Here is a 17,964-nt window from a genome sequence, read left to right as displayed (position 1 = left end):
ATCAATTCCTGACGGTCTCGCCGAACAAGCTCTCAACATCGCTGTCGCTTGTCGGCGGCGTCAGCATGTCGCGCGACAATCTGCGCTTGGCCTCAAGCAATTTGTCCAGAACCTCGTCGAACGACTCGTTGGGCAAATCCGGGTGGGTAGCCATCGGGATGTGGATGTTGACCGGTTTCGTTTGCCCGATCCGATAAGCGCGATCGTTGCACTGATCTTCGACAGCCGGATTCCACCACCTGCTGAGGTGTATGACGTGGTTTGCCGCAACGATGTTCAAACCCACGCCAGCCGCTTTTGGAGAAAGAATCAGTACTCCGAACCCGTTTCCCGACTTCTCAAAGCTTTCGACTATTGCCAAGCGACGCTCACCGGGCGTGGAGCCATTGATGATCGGGGGCCTTCTGTTCAGACCGAAGGAAATGGCCAGTCCCCGCGCAAGGACTTCCTGCATAGCCAGGTTTTCTATGAAAAGAAGGGCCTTCTCTTTTCGGCTGGCGATCTGCTCCAGCAGCCTGACCGTCGTCGACAGGCGAGCGGATCCGCGCACGAACATGTCGAACCGGGCCTTGTTCGTCACATCGATCGAAGCGGGATCGTCCGGGTGCAGCGAAATGCCTCGCATTCCGTGCAACACCTTGAGCATGAAACCCGGGGATCGATCTCGGCTGCCGCGGGCTTCCTGGATCAACTCTCGATATGCCTGAGCTTGTGCCGCAGGCATCGTGGTCGGATACTTTTTTTCCTGCTTCGCTGGAAGCCCTTCCAAGATATCGGCTTTCATCCGACGCTTCATGACCGGGGGCGCCGTTTGCTGGGGGGAATCAAGCGACCGCTTCAACTCGCTCAGCCTCTCCCGATTCTCCTTCTGAAATGCTTTTGAGAAGCTTTTCAAGTCACCCAGGAATCCCGGGATTAGTCGGTCGAACAAGCACCAGAGATCTTCCATTCGATTTTCGATCGGGGTACCGGTCAGGCCGATGACGAAATCGGCATTCAGCGCTTTTGCCGCCTTCGTGTTGAGGGTATCCGGCGACTTGATCTTCTGCATCTCGTCGAAAAGCACGACCGGATAGGCGATCCGCGCGAACGATCTTTCGTGATCGGTCAGGGTCTCATAGGTAGTCAGTATCCAGTCGGCTTCGCGCAACCGAACGACGTCGAGCGTGTCCTGATCCCTCCCCTCTGCGGAGCGCGGCAGCTTGAGCTGCTTGAGCGCGCTGCCATAGGCGTCGATCCGACGTCCCAGGCCGAGGTCGGAAAGTCGGTCGAGGCTCTCCTTCTCCCAATTTCTGAGCAGAGCCGTCGGCGCAACGATGAGGCAGGGCCCATGCGTCGGGACCTGAGTACGCAAAGCCGCCGCGTTGGCCTTGAGCCAGGCGAGAAACGCGAGCGCCTGGTATGTCTTGCCCAACCCCATATCATCGGCAAGGAGAACCCCCGGCCAGCCAGCTTTCCAAGCCTGGACCAGCCACTGAAAACCCTCGGACTGATGAGGTTTGAGAGGTGTCGACCCCATCCGCACCGCCGGCGGCGCATCGATGTCGATCAACGCCGTCCGTTGCCTCCGTTCGAGTTCATACTCGACGCCGTCGAAGTTGGTCTTCTTGATCAGGAGGACCAGTCGCTGTTTGGGGTCCCCGCCGCAGTCTTCCGCGGGAGTCCTCGTCGACGTCGAGTCGTCCTCCTGCGGCGCCGCCGCCGATCGGCGACGCTCGTCTGCGAGAACTTCTGGGGCAAAGTCGATTGGAATGGGACAACCGCGAATGACGACGTGCGCATCGCCGCGAATTTCGGCCGATTGAATATCCCTCTCGACCTGCTCCAATTCCTCCACGCTCAGCGGCGCGAGTTCCTCGACCGGCCCGTCTACGATCCATCCTGCTTCGGGCAGCCATGCATTAGGGCGCCGCGTCAACCAGGGAAGTTGAGGGCGCTCCCAAAGCCCGAGCCCTTCCACGCGGTCCGAATAGTGCTTGGTCTCGACGAACAATTGTCCAGGCACGACCTTTTCGTCGACGCTTTCCAACGCGTGAGCGATGGCGGCGCGGGGGTTGCGAACAAATTCGCGGCGCTCCTGTTCAGATCCCTTTCGCTTTTTCTTCAGGACGTTCAGCGCAAGCTTCAGCGCCGGATCGACGAGGACGAAGCGATTTCGGCCAACCTGATAGGCATCCTTCGCCGAATCCATTCCATCGATGGCTTGCTCGACGAACGAGCGCTGATCTTCTGCGGATAGCAAAGCCTCATTCCACCCCCCTGACTCGTGGGATTGATCCGAGGCGGGACCAATGTCGGCGGCGTCATTCGGCTCGTCGTCTTGTAGAGCGAAAGCCCGATTCCGGCTCATCAGCACAGGAGCGAAATCCACTCCATTTGAGGTCTCGCGGACATCGAGAGCGAAGGCACCCGCCTGATAAAGCGTAAATGTCTCAAGGAAGCCGTCGCGCTGTACTTCCTCTCCCGTGATCCTCCTTAGCGCGTCTTGCACCGGCAGCCAGGTAGACACCCTCTGCTCGAGATCGCGTCCGACGGTCTCATTGTAGCCGTCCACCGCTCCGATCAGGGAAAACAAGGTCGAAGTGAGACGGCCAACCTGCTCCCCCCACTGCAACAGCAAGCCCGCCCTCTTCGGCCGGACCTCGCTCCCCCACTTGTCGGTCCAACGCAGTTTCAGCAAGCCGCGGGCGTCTTCGATTCTTCCATCCAAAGCTATCGATAGTCCGAGCGCGGCGGGCGGCGGAAATCCGAGTGCGACAGAAATCCGGTCCGTGAACGACGCCGCGTCCGCAGGAGATATCCAGACTTCCCGGTCCGTCGATTTGGCCGCACCGTTGTCGACCAGAGCCTCCAATTCCAGAAGGGCTTCCCGGTCCAAGCCGGCCGCGGGCCAACTCGAGCGTGGAATATCGTTCACCCGACCGAAGCTACGCTTTTCGAACGCCCGAACCCGGACGCGGTCCGTCTCGAATATCGTTTTGAAGATCGCCGTCATCTCAACGCACCGTATATTCGGTTTCTTGGATGCGGACGCCCGTCAGCTCTTGCAATCTGCGAGCCACACGATTTTGCCAGACATAGTTCTCCGAACCACCATGGCCGAAGATGTCGTGTTGTCTCAGATTCTGCTCGGTGCGATCAGCCGGCAAAGGGCGCCTGACGTCGTCAGAGCTATATGACGAAAGATTCAAGCTCGGCGTCTTGGTGGCGCTGCTGTTGGGCCAGATATTGCAATATCCATTGTAGCTCCAATCCGCGACGATGCATTGTCCGAAGTCCAGCAGGAGCACGGCATGTCCCTGTTGGATGCTCTTCCGACCGCTCCTATCGAACACCCCGAAAAGTGCTTCGCGTCCGAATGCCCTTCGCGCTTCCAACGCGCCGTCATCGCCGAAGACCACCCACGCGTTCCTGATGAGGCCGTGGTTGTGAAATGCCAGCCAGAATTTGCGCCTGTACTTCCAGGCACCGTCGGGCGCGATCCTGTCGACGACGTCGAAGAACTGTCGCAACGACTGCTCGGTCAACCACCGCTTCAAAATATCCGAGACATCATCCAAGCCGATCCAGGCAGCCCTATTGATGCGAGGATCGCCGAAGCGCGCGGTGAGGAAACCGGAAATCAGGTCACGGTCGGCCTGAGCCGGAATCATGCTGCCGAATGGTAGTGTCAGTGCGCGTGCCATTTCCTTTCCCCAGACCGGGAAGAGGAGTTTCTCATCCGGTCCGAGGCACCACCGCCGGATGGTATCGAGCCGCTCCGATGCCGCCGTAATGGGAGTACCGCGCAATACGGTTAGCCCGGCACCGTGCATGAATCCCGCGACGCCGCTCCCGGCAAACGAATTCGAGAGCCCCACCGCTTGCAGAAACGTCTGCACGCTCATCTGCCTACCGAGCGCGACGCGCGCCATCTGGACGATCGGCGCGGGTCCGTTGAATACGTCATATCGGGCATTGAGACCCGTCCAGGGTTCTCCCGCGACAGGCGCGAAGCTGCTGAGAACGTACGATATACGGTCTAGCCGCGGCCGATCTGGCGCGAACTCGGACAGGTAGACGGAGGCGAGTTGGCGATACGGCCGCTTGCGTCGCATCTCCGCGACTCGAGCAAGGACGCTGTCCAGCGCCTCGCTGTGCTCGGCTATAGCCGGCTCCGTGCTCCAAATACACCACATGATCTTGTTCCAGTCTCCGACCGTCGGCTCTCTGCCTCGGGAGAGTTGGTGCATGAACCTCTCCGCCACGGTGTTCAGATCGGCGGCCGGCTTCGCAGATTCACCTGTCGGCATCGACGACAGCTCCGCAAGAAGCCGCGACACTGCAGTCGGCTCGGTCAGCAGTGGGAGAGACCTTTTCCTCGTCGTCAAAGCGGCACGAAGGGTCATTCGGACCGCCCTTTCAGCTCCTGAATGGCGATCCTCATCTTCTGAAGAAGAGCTCGCACCTCTTCCAACCCGGAGCTCGGATCGGTATCCATGACGAACCGCAGGTCTATTCTACGATTCTTCCCCCAGGCGGCCGCTGTACCGGAAGGATCAATCGGTCGGGTCGACGAATAACCCGAAATCGATAGAATCTCTTCGTCACGCCGATTGATTAACTTTCGAAGTTCTGGGGCGATCGCGGTGAGCTCGCGATAGGTGCTAGCGGCACGCTGAGCCGACAATGACCAATTTTGATCGTCATTCCCCGTCTCATCCGTGTGCCCCTCGATGAAGACAGTTTCGACGGAGGCTTGATCCGAGGACCGGCACGCTGACCTCGCGCGCGAGCGCAGGCAAATCGAATAACCTGGCAGAACTCGAGCCAATACCCTGGCGATCTTTCCGACGTTTTTCTTGGCGTCTCCTAGAAGGGCGAAATTATTGACTGGGAATTGGACCGCAGCCTCCGTCAGTCGGAGGACATCGCCTGACGGCGATATCTCGACAGTAAGGCCTTCTCTGCTTAATTGATCCCGGACTTCGGTAAGAAGACGCAAGCGCAGCGCACTCGCCTCGCGGATTTCATCAAGCCGCTTCCGGATCCGTGACTCCGTTTCGTCGAGCTCTCGTCCTACCGATTCCGCTACCTCGATCTTCGTCGACTGCACCTTGGTCTTCGCCACTTGGACATCAGTCTGCTGCCGAAACAGGAGGGCGAAACTCATGAGCATGATGATGAAGATGAATAACATCCCGACCATCATATCCGTCATCGAGATGAAGTAGTTTTCGTCATCCCCGTGAGCGTCGGATGGCCTTTCGGACACGAATTCGCCTGTTGCCTCGTGGTAGGTCATATCGCCTTACTCGGCAGCTTCACGGGGCGTCATTGCCTGCACAAAACCGTCGAGCGTCTCGTTGAGAGTCTCGACGCTTTCGGACAAATTCCCCACCGCAGCGTTGATCTTGCCCAAAATTGCCCCGGTGTGATCGTCGATCTGCTTGACGAAGCCGCGCATTGCTTCCTGGTGTCTCGATACTTCCTCGTGGAAGCGGTCCGCGGCATTCCCCAGGTCTTCATCGACCGATTTGAATCGCGCTTCGTACTGGTCCCAAACCCGCGCGATCTGATCGAGATGCTCCGAAAGCTTCTCCGCGAGCTTGTCGGCAGAATTTTGCGAGGTTGAGAGCGCCTGCACGGATTCCGCCATGGACGCGCTCATCCGCTCGGTCGAATCGGCGACTCGAGCCGAACTCGTCAAGAGCGGCTGGCTTGCCGATCGAACTTCGCTCGCCACCCGTGTGAAGGCATCGGCCGTGTCTCTCGAACGGTCGCTGATGGTCTCGATTTGTGTGGTCTGCCCGGAAAGCGCCGAAGAGACAGAACGCAGGGTTTCGGAAAGAGCGGCGATGTCGCTCCGCAGCACTCTAACGACTTCATCTATTCCCGCGTGTACGGCCGCGGCTGCGTCCTGTCCCGCCGTAACGGATCGCTGAGTACTTTCTTCCAACTTGTCGGCAAGCCGTTGCTGCAAGCCCGTGAGCGTATTTCCGAAGCCCTGCGATTGCGTTTCAAGGCTTCCAATCACCTGAGCCAGGCCGGTCTGAACCGACTTTGCGACATCGGCCGCGGAGCCGCTGAGGTTCTGACTCGCCTGCGCGAGCACGCTGCCGATCGCTTCCGCTGCCTGGGTCAGCTTGTTTGAGAAGTCGTCTCCCGAACCCGAAAGGTTGTTTTGAGTTCTGTCCAGCGAGTCACGGAGGCTCTTGAGCGCACCGACGATCTCTTGCATCTCCCGGCTGGCACCTTGGTCAAGTCGGTCGACGAAATTCTGGACCAAGGCATCCGCGCCTGTCCGGGAGGTTCGCGCGAGTTCCTCCGTCGTACGTTCGAGACGATCGGAGAGCGGACCGACGGCTTGAGTTATCGCGTTTCCTAGCGCCGGGGCTACGGTTTCTCCCAAGCGAGCAAAGAAGCGCTCGCTGTTTATCTCCTTCAACTGATCCCGTTGCGCGGCGAGTATCTGACGGGATTCCTCTGCGATGCGCTGGGGCGGAGAGTAAAGCATTCGTTGCTCAATCGAGCGGGCGAGGCCCTCGAAGGCGCCTTCGATCCATATCTGATACGTTCGGAACGCCAGGGCCAGACCTAACGATGCACCCAGGCCTGCGATCGAGGTCGAAAACTTGAATGTGGCCGCGGCAAGCAGCTCGTTCAGAGAAGCGGTCATCGCCTCGGCCGAGCCGGCAGCGGTACTACCCGCGGCGAGATTCAACGCCAGAACGAGCCCGATGAACGTCAACAATAGTCCGAGCCCGACGAAGTAGCCCGGAATTGAGCCCATCATCTTGAGCCCGAAAAGCTCACCGCGAGCGTCGGCCAAGTTGATGTAGGTTTGAGGACGTACGGTATACCGTACGACGTTGTCTTCTCGGATGACCGTCGCCGCGAATTGCCGCCATCCATGCCCCACCACGGCGTTGCGCTCGAAACGACCTGAAATCCTGTCGAATGCCTGAGCGAAGCCCGCAAAATCACGGGGACGTCCGAGAATGCCCCTGGCGCCTCTCAGAGTGGCACGCAGCAGGAGTACGTGAGAGACGAAGAAGGCCACGGCCAAAGCGATGGCGATTTGAGCTATTCCCGAAGACAGCGCGAACGCGAAGCTCCGCTCCGCGACGTGCTCGATGTCGCCATTGCCGACTTCGCGGAATACCTCCAGAACGTGACCCCATTCCGAGAAAGGCGCAACTCGGGCCAACACTGTTAGAGTGGCCGCGAAGATGCCCCAGAAGAGCGCAATGCGGAACCAGCTACGCCAAAGCAACGATGAACCGAAAAAACCCAACCCCGCCCCCATGATAATCGCGGAAACTACATTTCCGTTTTCGATAGACAACTGGACTTCAGTTCAATCCTCGCCGGCCCTGTCAGGGCCGCGGGGACCGCAAGACCAAAACCAAGATGGCTCTGCTGCGTCCTCCGGCGAGAAGATCTGTCTTGCCCCGACGTGCCGGCGCCGCCACAGGCCGATATCATTGCAACCTGGACTTGTCGTCAAGGCTGAAAGGAAAAGAATGAATGTGATCAATCACTTCAAATCATCGTCTGTCCTGCGGGCAAGCCGGGTCGCGGAGCGTCAAGTTCCCCCGCGCTTCGGAGCCCTGTCGATCTCATCAAACTCGATCTCTGATCGTTTCAGCGCGCGCGCTGTCTCCGTTGCGTTTAGCGCCACGATATGTTGGCTGCGCGGATCTGACTGAGTTGCATCGCCGAGTAGTCCGAGGCGCTTCAGGACATAGAACAACATGGCGTAGCGTACCGTGAGAACGACACGCTCGTTGATCATCCCGTAATCCTTCGCCACGACGGCGCGCTGGCTAGGCGTCAGACGGGGATGGGGACCGATTTCTATCTCGAAAGTTTCGTGCCACAAGGCATCCCGCTCGCCACCCAGGCCCGGCGCACCGATGTCGCCCGCATCGAGAATGCGAGGCAGCAAGAAGTCCTTGAACTTATGGTCGAGATGGCAGTAGGCGCGAGCGTGCCAGCGAAAACCGTCATAGCCAAATGCGTGCGGCGTCATTCGCCGCCACATCGGATCGGCACGCTCCCGGTTCATCGACTGGTAGTAGATTTCGATGGAGCGGATTTCGCGAATTGCTCCGATGATTGCTCGCAGCACGATCGGATCGACATCCCGCCGCGGCGTTAGAGCGATGTCCGTCTGGGGTGGATTGGCGATCCAGGAGTCGTCGGAATTGGAAAGTCCCTCGGCGAGCGAACGAAGACGCGAGAGATAACTGTCCGGATCGGGCTTCAAAAAAAGCGGCGCGAATTGCGGACCCGCGACGTAGCGTTTCGCGCTCTTGTCATAGATCGCATTCTGCGGCGCGCGGTCCTGATAGAGCGTCAGATCCTTCGACGCTTGCGGGACGGAGACGCCGAACATCTCAATGATGTCCGAGCGGTTGACCCCACCCTCCCAGTACAGCCGAAACTCGATGAACTCGAGCCGGCGCTCCACACCCCATTTCAACGCCGCAGCGCCTTCTGTCATCAACTCAGCCTCCGGATACACATAAAAATACGATCCAGATAAAAAATATATGGACATATATACAGTACTGGTATAGTTTATATTGCTATAAAGGTCGCTCGTCAATCCAGCGAGCCGGAAATTGAAGAGGAAAGACAATGGCCAAGCGCGGATCGAACCGGGAAGTCACCAGCAAAAAGGCGGCGAGCGCTGCCTCCAAAGTCCTCCGGGACCCCAAGAGCAGCAAAGCGGCGAAGACCGCTGCAGGTTCGGCGCTGACCCAGCGTCCGAACAAGAAGTAGTCGCGTAGGCTCGTAGAAAGATTTTCGTCCAACGCCTCGTGAAAACTACGGGAGCTTTCGCACACCCTATAGGGGCGAGCCGGTGGCGCCGTCACTCACAGAAGGTCGCCGCCGTTCGGATTTGGGAGAACATTGTCTTGCAGTCGTTTCGCTTCATTCACACCGGCGACATCCACCTCGACAGCCCCTTGAAGGGCCTTTCCGGGCAACAAGGCGCGGCGGCCGAACGAATCCGCACCGCGACGCGCGTGGCGCTGGACAATCTCGTCGGCCAGGCGATCGAGGAGCAAGTGGACTTCATGATCATCGCTGGCGATCTCTATGACGGCGATTGGCGTGATTATCAGACTGGCCTTTTCTTCGTGAAGCAGATGGGCCGGCTCGCCCAGGCCGGCATTCAGGTCTTCCTGCTGTATGGCAACCACGACGCAGAAAGCCAGATCACCCGCCGGCTGACTATGCCGGCTAATGTAAGTGTGTTTTCTGCGCGCAAGCCCGAGACGTTCCGCCTCCAGCATCTTGGAGTGGCCCTTCACGGCCAAAGCTTCCGCCAGCGCGACATGACGGACAATTTGGTCACGGCTTATCCTGCGCCGATCGCCGGTTGTTTCAATATCGGCGTCTTGCACACCGGCTTGGGCGGGATGCAGGGGCACGCAAACTATGCGCCGTGCGCCATCGAGGATTTGATCAACAAGGGCTACGAGTATTGGGCACTAGCGCATGTGCATCAAGCCGCCGTTCTCAACGAGCGGCCGCATGTCGTCTTCTGCGGCAATCTGCAAGGCCGGCACATCCGGGAAGCCGGCCCCAAAGGAGCATCGCTTGTTGCGGTCGAGGACGGCCAGGTCGAGGCGATCTCGCCGCTTCACGTGGATTGCGTGCGTTGGATTCATTTGCCGGTGCCGGTGGGCTCTTGTAACGCATCGGCCGACGCCATCGATTGCGTGCGCGCGGCGATCGAGGACGCCGTGGCGCGCGACGCGCAAGGCCGCCTTCTGGCCTGCAGGATTGAGTTGACCGGGCGGACAAATCTGCACGGCGAGTTGCTCGCATCGGCGGATCGCCTCCTTGCGGAGGCGCGGGCCGCCGCTTTGGGCTTGGGCGAAGAGACGGCCTGGATCGAGCGCCTCGTTATCGCAACCGCAAGCCCTGACGCCTCAGCCTCCCGCAAGGATGCTCTGGGCGATTTGCAGCGGATAATCCAGGGCGCCAGGGGCGACGCCGAGCTTCAGGCGCGGCTCGCGTCGGAGCTTGGCGATCTCGTCCGCAAGTTGCCCCACGATATCCGAGCGGAGTCGAGCGACGCGGCATTGAAGGCCGCCATTGATGCCGACATCGCGGGCGTCATCACGCATGCCGGCGCGTATCTCGACGCACGCTTGGCAACGGAGAAGGTGTAATCCGATGCGCATCCGACAGCTCGATCTTCTCAAGTACGGGCATTTCACGAACGCCACCATCGACCTTCCGGCTGGGAAGCCGGACTTCCAGATGCTGCTGGGCGAGAATGAAGCCGGCAAGTCCACGACCATGGGCGGTGTCGAAGATTTGCTTTTCGGCATCCCGGCCAATTCACCGCGCAACTTCCTGCACGAATACAACGCCATGCGGGTGGGAGCGCTCCTGGAGAAGGGAGTTGAGACACTCAAAGTGCGCCGCCGCAAAGGCAACAAGGACACACTGCTGGGCGATGACGACATGCCCGTCCCGTCGGGCGAGGGGGCACTCGCCCCATTTCTCGCGGGCGCGGATCGCCGCTTCTACACGCGGATGTTCAGCCTCGATCACCCACGCCTGCAGCAGGGCGGCAAGGACATCTTGCAAGCCCAAGACGATGTCGGCCAAATGCTATTCTCGGCAAGCGCCGGCATCACGGGCCTGCGTGAGACACTTAAGGCCATGGAGGCTGAAGCCGATGCGCTTTGGGCCTCGCGCCGCGCGGCGCACCGCAAGTATTTCCAGGCAGAAGAACGCTTGAAGGCCGCCGAAGCCGGTTTGCGCGAGAATGTCGTGACCACGAGCAAGTGGCAGTTGCTCAAGAGCGCCTTCGAGACATCGAACGATGCTCACACCGCTATCGAGCAGGAAATCGAGATCAAATCAGCGGAGCTGCGCAGGCTCAACCGCATCCGCCGCGTTTGCCGCGACGTGCGAAAACGCGCGGAGACGCGAAGCGCCATTGAGACGCTCGGGACGGTGATCGCGTTCGATGCCGATGCTGCCAATATTCTGGAGAAGGCGGCGGCCGATGAAGGCGCGGCCACTGCGCGCATCGCCGCGTTGAGCGAGCAGATCGCGGTCCTTGAGGCTGAACGGGCAGCGCTCCACTTTGATGACGGCTTGCTCGGGCGCGCCGAAGACATCACGCAACTTCGTGATCGCCGGATCCAGGCCCGGGCTGGCAAAGCCGATCTTCCCAAGCGCCGCGCCGAATTGGCGGCGGCCGAGGCCGCGCTCCTTCGACTCGCCGCCGAACTCGAATGGAACGGTAACGTCGAGCAGGTGATCGCGCGGATTCCCGCTAAGGCCAAAGTGGCCGCGCTTCGCGGCTTGCTCAATCGGCTGGGCGCGCAATCGGGCGCGGTCGAGAATGCAAAAGCGGCCGTCTCCGAAGCGCAAGAGGAACTCGCCGAGATCGGGGCCGATATCGAGGCGCTCGGCGCGCTGACAGATGTTTCCAAGCTCGCAATGGCCATCAAAGCCGTCCGCGAACTCGGCGACCTGACCGGCCAGATCGCCAATTCCAAGCGCGACGAGCAGGAGGCGCAGGCCGCGATTGAACGCGCGCTGAAATTTTTGCGCCCGGCCGTGGCGGAGTCTGCCGATCTTGAGTCGATGCCCGTTCCGCCGCTGGCTGCCGTTGAGGTCCACCGCGACGCTTGCCGCGGCCTCGAACAACGGCAGCAGACCTGCCGCGAACGCATCCGCCATGCGCAGCAAGAACGCGCCCGGCATCTCAAAGCCCATGAGCGCCTTGTCACCGACGAACAAGTCGTCGCGGCCGATCACCTTGAACGCTTGCGCAGCCGGCGAGATGCGGGCTGGTCGATTATCCGGCGGCACCATCTTGAGGGCGCCGTGGTTCCGGAAGATGAGATCGCGGACTTTTCCCCGTCGGGTGCGCTCGCGGAAGACTTCGAGACCGCGATCCGGGTTGCGGATGCGGCTGCGGATCGGCGCTTCGAGCATGCCGGCGCGGCCGCGCAACTCGCGGTGATTGGGCGGCAGATCAGCGAGCAGGAGGATTTGCTGGAGTCCTTGGGCCTGGAGGAGACGGCGCTGGAGGAAGAGCGCACGACGCTCAATGTTGCCTGGGCCAAACTTTGGGCTGGAGTCTTCGTGGCGCCCGAGACCCCCGACGTGATGATCGAGTGGCTGCGCGCGCGCTCCGAAATCCTGAAGCTCATCGCTGAACGCGGTGCAGCCGAGCGGCATACCGGCGATTGCCAGCAGCGTGCAGCCGAGGCCAAGCGACTCGTCCTTATCGAACTTGATGCACTCGGCACCTCTACGGCTGCGCTGGCCGGCCAGCCACTTCTTCTGGTCGTGGAGGCGGCCGCGACGGTAGAACGCACGCATGAGACGGCCGCCAAAGCCCGGCGCGATCTTGATGCCGCGCATCACAAGGCGGCAGGCGCCTTGACGCGCAAGCGCAAGGATCTGGAAAAAGCAGACGGCGAATGGAAAGCATGGACGGCCGATTGGACGTCAGCTCTCAAGGCGCTGCAATTCCCCCTGACGGCCGCCCCCGAGACCGCGGAAGCCCAAATCAATGCCATCGACGATATGCGCGAGGCGGCGGTCCGCATCAATGACCTGAGACATGAGCGGATCGAAAAGATCGAAAGGGATACGACGACATTCGAGGCCGACGTAGCCGCCTTGGCGCAAGCCATCGCGCCGCACCTGCACGGCACCGATGCCGAGGAAGCTGTCTTGGAGCTCGATCGGCTCGCAGCCGAGGCCGCGCGCGTTCGCGATCTCAAGGCCGCCAAAGAGGCAGACATCGGCGGCGTGCAGAAGAAGATTGAGGAATGCCGCGCATCGAGCGCCGAAGCCCGCGACATTATCGCGCGTTTGCAGCGGACGGCTTCGGTCTCAGCCATCGACGACCTTCGCATTGCGATCCGGCGCTCGGATGAGATGCGTGCGCTGACGGCGGAATTGGATCGCCTCACCAAAGCGCTGACGCAGGATGGAGATGGCCTCTCGGTCGCGGACTTGACCGCCGAGTGCGCAGACATCGATCTCGACGCCACCGCCGCGAAAGAGCAGACGATCAACGACGAAGTGCAGGGATTGCGTAACCGCCTGATGGAGGCGCGCGAAATCCGCAACACCGCACGCCAGGCCTTCGAGGCCATCGGCGGAGACGACAAGGCGGCGAGGGACGCGGCGGATCGCCAAGCGGCGCTTGCCGAAATTTCAGAGATTGCCGAACAATACGTCCGGCTGCGCTCAGCCATCGTGTTGTTGCAATGGGCGATCGACCGCTACCGGCGCGAAAAGCAGGCGCCGTTGCTCAAGCGCGCGGGCGAACTGTTCGCCATGCTCACCTGCGGATCGTTCAAAACCCTCCAGCTCGAATTCGACGACCACGACAACGTGCAGCTCGCCGGCATCCGCGACGACGGCAGCCGGGTGGCGGTCGCCGGAATGAGTTCCGGCACGGCCGACCAACTCTATCTCGCGCTCCGCATCGCGGCGGTCGAGGACTATCTCGACCACGCCGAGCCCATGCCGTTCATCGCGGACGATCTGTTTATCAACTTCGACGACAAGCGCGCCGCGGCGGGCTTCCGCGTGTTGGGCGAGCTGGCCAAGAAGACGCAAGTACTGTTCTTCACGCACCACGAGCATCTGCTGGAGGTTGCACGAAAAGCCTTAGGTGTCCCGATTGCCGGCGCTACGCTGCCGGTGGCCGCGAACCCGGCAGCGCCGCGGTCACAAGCCGCCTAGCAACAGGACTTATAAGATGTCTCTCAAATCCTATCCAGTTTCAGAACTGATAACGTTTCTGCGAAGGCCCTTGTCGGTACGAGCAATCGAAGGAACAATCGAAAGGCAGGCCGAGCCGAAACTTGGCTCGGCCTGCTTTGATACCAACTTCGCCAACTAGAGCCGACGTGAGCAACGAATGTCCAACGTCGCGCACTAGCGACTACACTCATTCACAATAGTGGACCAACTTTTTTACCGCCCGCAACGGCACATCAAGCTCTTGCGCAAGCTCATCCATCGCTCGTAGTAGATCTTCAGCGATTTGCATAAACGAGAAAGGCTCACTGGCGCTATCCATTTGGCGATAATATTTCCGGATTCTCTCCAACATCGCGCGTATTTTCTTCTGCTTTTCTAAATTCACATCCTCTTCGTCCGTGGCCTTAGCTAATTCTTCTAAGTGGACCACAGCGTTCTCTATCGAAACTTGAAGGCCGGCAATGTCTTCGTACAAGCTATAGGCCCTGAAATGCGATTGTTGCAACAACTCCGAAGCATGCTTAACTTCAGCCCACAGCGCATGCCCAGATAGAAATTGGCCGCGCAACTTTTTCTGCTTCTTTTTCGATTTCATTTTGACATTCCAATCTTTGATAGGAGTGAGATTCACAACGGGCTTTGTCGTTGCGAACTACTTTACAAGATTGATTTCGACCTATGCGTCCGACCTAGTATCGACCTTCCCCTTTCCTTATCAGTCGCGGTCATGGCCCCGAATACTGCCCTCATTGCTGCGGCGCCCCGCCGAGACTGATGAGCAGTCTCTCAATCAGTCAGCACGTATCCGCGGGCGACAGCCCGCGGTCACTATCGCTATCGCAAACGGCGAGCGAAGCGCGCCACTGTATCAGTGCTGCACCAGTTCATGCGCCCTCACTGGATCGCAGATCTCACAATCGGGAATTGGCTCCACTCTGCGCCGTCGAGGTCGCGCCCACCCGATTTTGGCCTGAAGCCGCCCCATTGCTTAAAGAAGAACGCGACCGAGCTGTCGACGCATTGGTCCCGTATCTCCCGAACCCAATCAGCGTTCATAGGACGCGCCCGAGGCCCACTCTCCCCTCCGACAATTACCCAATCGATGCCCGTGAGGTCGAGCTTGCCAATTCGGCCGACGAGCGGTTCGATTGAGAGAAACCGCACTCCGGCCGGAGCTTCCTGCAAGTGGCGAATGCGGCTTAGCTTGCCGCCGTCTTCAACAGAAACCCCAAACCAAATATGGGTCGGCCCGCATCCCTCCCCGTATCGCCGCTTCAGAAAATTCCGCATCAAGGATGATCGCTTAGTAAGAACCTGAAACGTGTGCCATTTCGCCTGCTCCATGGTGTCGCAAACGCGCGAAATGTACGCATCAGGAATATCCTTGTGAAACAGGTCGCTCATCGAATTGACGAAGACCATCCTGGGCTTGCGCCAGTGGAGGGGCTGATCGACCCGCTCGGGCCGGAGCATCAAGTCAAAGCCGCCTTCAAACGCATGTCCGAGAGTCCCCCGAAAGCGTTCCGAAAAGCGTTCCGCGTAGCAATTGTCGCAGCCCGCGCTAATCTTCGTGCAACCCGTTACCGGATTCCAAGTGGTGTCCGTCCATTCGATTGTTGTGTTGTTTGCCATGGCATGAACTCGTTCGGTAGAGGTTTCTTCTCTCTTGAGAAGTGAAGCAGGACGCTTCGGTCATCGTTTACAAGTTCGACTTCCGAAGCCACCCGATGACATTTCGCCTGTGCCGCCATGCACGCCTCCGCGAATGCCTGCACCTCAATCGGAAGCGCTGCCGCGATAGCGGGTAGCCTGTCTGCGCTCACCGTGCTGCACGCTCTGCACACCGGAATTCGTCCCAGTTGATAATTGATCAGAAGGTCAGTTGCGACGGCGCGTGGCGGCAGGGTGTTTTCCAATCGCTATCGCCTCTTTCCGTGCGATCACCTAAGGTCGTCGGCGGCAGCGCAGCCAAAGCCGATCCAGCGCCCCGCGGACTCCGGCCGCGGCGCGCCAGTCGCTCCAGCTCTGTTCAGATCACGATGCTCGTCTGGTCTGTGGTCTGCCAGAAGCCGCACGGACGACAAACAGCTTCTCTGCCGTCCGCGGGATGAATTGGCTACGCCGCGTGAACAGATCGACGACGCTGGAGTTCTGCCGCCACGAAAAGACGCGTTGCGGCACCATCAACGATAGGCGGTTCTTTGCCCTCGTCATTGCGACATATAGGAGTCGCCGCTCTTCTTCGACCTCTGCTGGCGTCTTGGCCCTCGACGATGGGATGCAACCATCCACCGCGTTCAAGAGGTAAACGTGGTCCCATTCTTGGCCTTTGGCAGAGTGAATCGTCGAGAGGACCAGACAATCATCATCCGACCGGCCCGGCTTGTTCGGGCCGACTGTGCCTTCTGGCGGCTCGAGAGTGACCTCTACAAGAAACTGCTCACGCGAGCTATAGCTGCTCGCGACAATGCAGAGCTGACCAAGGTCTGCCGCACGAAGCTCGGGATTGTCGTGCTTCATCAGCGGCAGATACCATTTCACCACCTCCGGCAGGCTGGCCTTCCAGGGCCGTTTCTGCAGACGCCTTATCAACCGAACGAATTGCCCCCAATGATCGCCGCACCCGCGAGGTTGGTCGGCGTCTCTGAGCACCAGCCGCCCCATCCGTCCTTCTAGTCGCCCTATCACCTTCATGGCTGCGCTCGGACCGATGCCCGGCAGCAGCTTCAAGGCTCTCATAGCGGCCACTTCATCACGCGGATTTTCCAGCCAACGTAACAGGCTGAGCACGTCCTTGATGTGGGCAGCTTCGAGAAACTTGACGCCACCCCACTTCTCGAACGGTATGTTGCGCTTCGTCAGCTCGATTTCGAGCTTCTGGCTGTGGTGAGACGAGCGCATCAAGACGGCTTGGGCACGAAATGGAATGCCCTCCTCCTTTGCGCGAAGAATCTGGCTGGCGATATAAGTGGCTTGTGCCGTGTCGTTCTCGACAACGGCGAGCCTTGGCTTGCCCAAATTCGACCGGTCGGACCAGAGATTCTTGGCATATGCACGCGTCGAAAGGTTGATGACCGCATTGCACGCTTTGAGGATCTGGTTTGTCGAACGGTAGTTCTGTTCGAGGTTGATAACCCGGACCTTCGGCAGCACCTGAGGGAAATCGAGAATGTTTTCGACCGTGGCCGCCCTGAACGAATAGATCGCTTGGGCATCGTCGCCGACAACGGTGACGCCTCGGCCATCAGGTTTGAGGCCGAAGAGGATCTTGGCCTGAAGACGGTTGGTGTCTTGGTATTCGTCCACCAGCACGTGGCTGAAACGGGTCCGCAGCCGCTTGGCAATGTCGGGCTTGTTCAGCATCTTCACCCAGTAAACCAGCAGGTCGTCGTAATCGAAGACGTTCTGCTTGCGCTTTGCTGCTCGGTACTCAGCGAACAGTTGCCGAAGCTGGCTGGTCCACTTCTTGCTCGTCGGATACTTCGTCGTCAGGACCTCCTTCAGAGGCATGCAGGCATTGATTTTGTATGAGTAGATTTCGAGACATTGGTTCTTGTCTGGAAAATTCACGTCCAAAGTCGAGAAACCGAGCTTGTGTCTAACCATATCGAGCAGGTCGGCGCTGTCGCCTCTGTCCTTGATCGTGAAATTAGGGGACAAGCTCAATTGCTCCGCAAATTCTCGGACGAACCGCGCGCCGACAGCGTGGAATGTGCCTGAGTATGGGATCTCACCGACATTCGTGCCTAGGATACGGCCAGCCGTGGCAATCGCGCGGCGGGTCATTTCGTGCGCCGCCTTTCTCGTGAACGTGAGCAACAAGATATTGTCAGGGCTCACTCCGCTTGCCAGAAAATGAACAACCCGGTTCGACAATGTCTCTGTTTTTCCAGTTCCTGCTCCGGCGATGATCAGTAGCGGCCGACCGGGCCTTGCCGGGTCAGACTTGTATCCATGCACAACAGCAGCGCGCTGCGTTTTGTTCATATGTTTCAGATGGTCGAGAGTCATGATTTTTCCTTCGTGAGATATTCGACTGCCGACCCTTTACAGATTCGTTTTCTCGCGAAGCTTGATAGGCCGGTGAGGAAAACCGGCCCAACGTGCGACACCCTTCGACCACGAGTTCAGTGACCCGCCAAACTATGGATGCGGGTGCGAGATCTGAACAAGTCTGGTTTCGACACACGCAAGGCAACGCAACAAGCAGGC

General features: G+C 59.5%; 11 protein-coding genes. 3 read left to right on the top strand and 8 right to left on the bottom strand.

The window, feature by feature from the left end:
• Nucleotide 1: 1 nt before the first annotated feature.
• The 5 genes from ACNJX8_RS06405 to ACNJX8_RS06385 form a co-directional block, all read right to left on the bottom strand.
• The gene (locus tag ACNJX8_RS06405; RefSeq protein ID WP_439359946.1) at nucleotides 2–2,995 is read right to left on the bottom strand and encodes a DEAD/DEAH box helicase; all 2,994 of its coding nucleotides are present in this window, start codon (nucleotides 2,993–2,995) and stop codon (nucleotides 2–4) included.
• 1 nt (nucleotide 2,996) lies between these two features.
• Nucleotides 2,997–4,388, bottom strand: coding sequence for an EH signature domain-containing protein (locus ACNJX8_RS06400; protein WP_439359945.1), 1,392 nt, complete (start codon nucleotides 4,386–4,388; stop codon nucleotides 2,997–2,999).
• Nucleotides 4,385–5,284, bottom strand: coding sequence for an OmpA/MotB family protein (locus ACNJX8_RS06395; protein WP_439359944.1), 900 nt, complete (start codon nucleotides 5,282–5,284; stop codon nucleotides 4,385–4,387). Before ACNJX8_RS06395 ends, ACNJX8_RS06400 begins: the two co-directional genes overlap by 4 nt.
• Before the next feature lie 6 nt (nucleotides 5,285–5,290).
• Nucleotides 5,291–7,327, bottom strand: coding sequence for an anti-phage ZorAB system protein ZorA (zorA, locus tag ACNJX8_RS06390; protein ID WP_439410312.1), 2,037 nt, complete (start codon nucleotides 7,325–7,327; stop codon nucleotides 5,291–5,293).
• Nucleotides 7,328–7,567: 240 nt separating this feature from the next.
• Nucleotides 7,568–8,488 carry a WYL domain-containing protein gene (locus ACNJX8_RS06385; protein WP_439361820.1) on the bottom strand — a complete coding sequence of 307 codons (921 nt, stop codon included), beginning with the start codon at nucleotides 8,486–8,488 and terminating at the stop codon, nucleotides 7,568–7,570.
• Between the two features lie 137 nt (nucleotides 8,489–8,625).
• On the opposite strand from ACNJX8_RS06385, the gene ACNJX8_RS06380 reads away from it, so the two are divergent.
• From ACNJX8_RS06380 to ACNJX8_RS06370, 3 genes are all read left to right on the top strand, one after another.
• The gene (locus tag ACNJX8_RS06380) at nucleotides 8,626–8,769 is read left to right on the top strand and encodes a hypothetical protein (protein WP_439359941.1); all 144 of its coding nucleotides are present in this window, start codon (nucleotides 8,626–8,628) and stop codon (nucleotides 8,767–8,769) included.
• 137 nt (nucleotides 8,770–8,906) lie between these two features.
• Complete coding sequence (locus tag ACNJX8_RS06375; protein WP_439359940.1) at nucleotides 8,907–10,172, top strand: metallophosphoesterase family protein; 1,266 nt, start codon at nucleotides 8,907–8,909, stop codon at nucleotides 10,170–10,172.
• Between the two features lie 4 nt (nucleotides 10,173–10,176).
• Nucleotides 10,177–13,731: an AAA family ATPase gene (locus tag ACNJX8_RS06370; protein WP_439359939.1), complete on the top strand. Its 3,555-nt coding sequence runs from the start codon at nucleotides 10,177–10,179 to the stop codon at nucleotides 13,729–13,731.
• Nucleotides 13,732–13,939: 208 nt separating this feature from the next.
• On the opposite strand, the gene ACNJX8_RS06365 is transcribed toward ACNJX8_RS06370, so the two are convergent.
• The 3 genes from ACNJX8_RS06365 to ACNJX8_RS06355 form a co-directional block, all read right to left on the bottom strand.
• The gene (locus ACNJX8_RS06365) at nucleotides 13,940–14,347 is read right to left on the bottom strand and encodes a hypothetical protein (protein WP_439359938.1); all 408 of its coding nucleotides are present in this window, start codon (nucleotides 14,345–14,347) and stop codon (nucleotides 13,940–13,942) included.
• Nucleotides 14,348–14,646: 299 nt separating this feature from the next.
• Nucleotides 14,647–15,384, bottom strand: a complete 738-nt coding sequence (locus ACNJX8_RS06360) for a DUF5131 family protein (RefSeq protein ID WP_439359937.1) — start codon at nucleotides 15,382–15,384, stop codon at nucleotides 14,647–14,649.
• Between the two features lie 402 nt (nucleotides 15,385–15,786).
• A complete protein-coding gene (locus ACNJX8_RS06355; protein ID WP_439410311.1) occupies nucleotides 15,787–17,763 on the bottom strand; it encodes an ATP-dependent helicase in 1,977 nt (658 codons plus the stop codon).
• Between the last annotated feature and the right edge of the window lie 201 nt (nucleotides 17,764–17,964).

Source organism: Bradyrhizobium sp. SPXBL-04 (genome assembly GCF_051853035.1).
In the GTDB taxonomy this organism is placed as follows: domain Bacteria; phylum Pseudomonadota; class Alphaproteobacteria; order Rhizobiales; family Xanthobacteraceae; genus Bradyrhizobium; species Bradyrhizobium zhanjiangense.
This window is presented reverse-complemented; position numbering and strand designations above follow the sequence as displayed.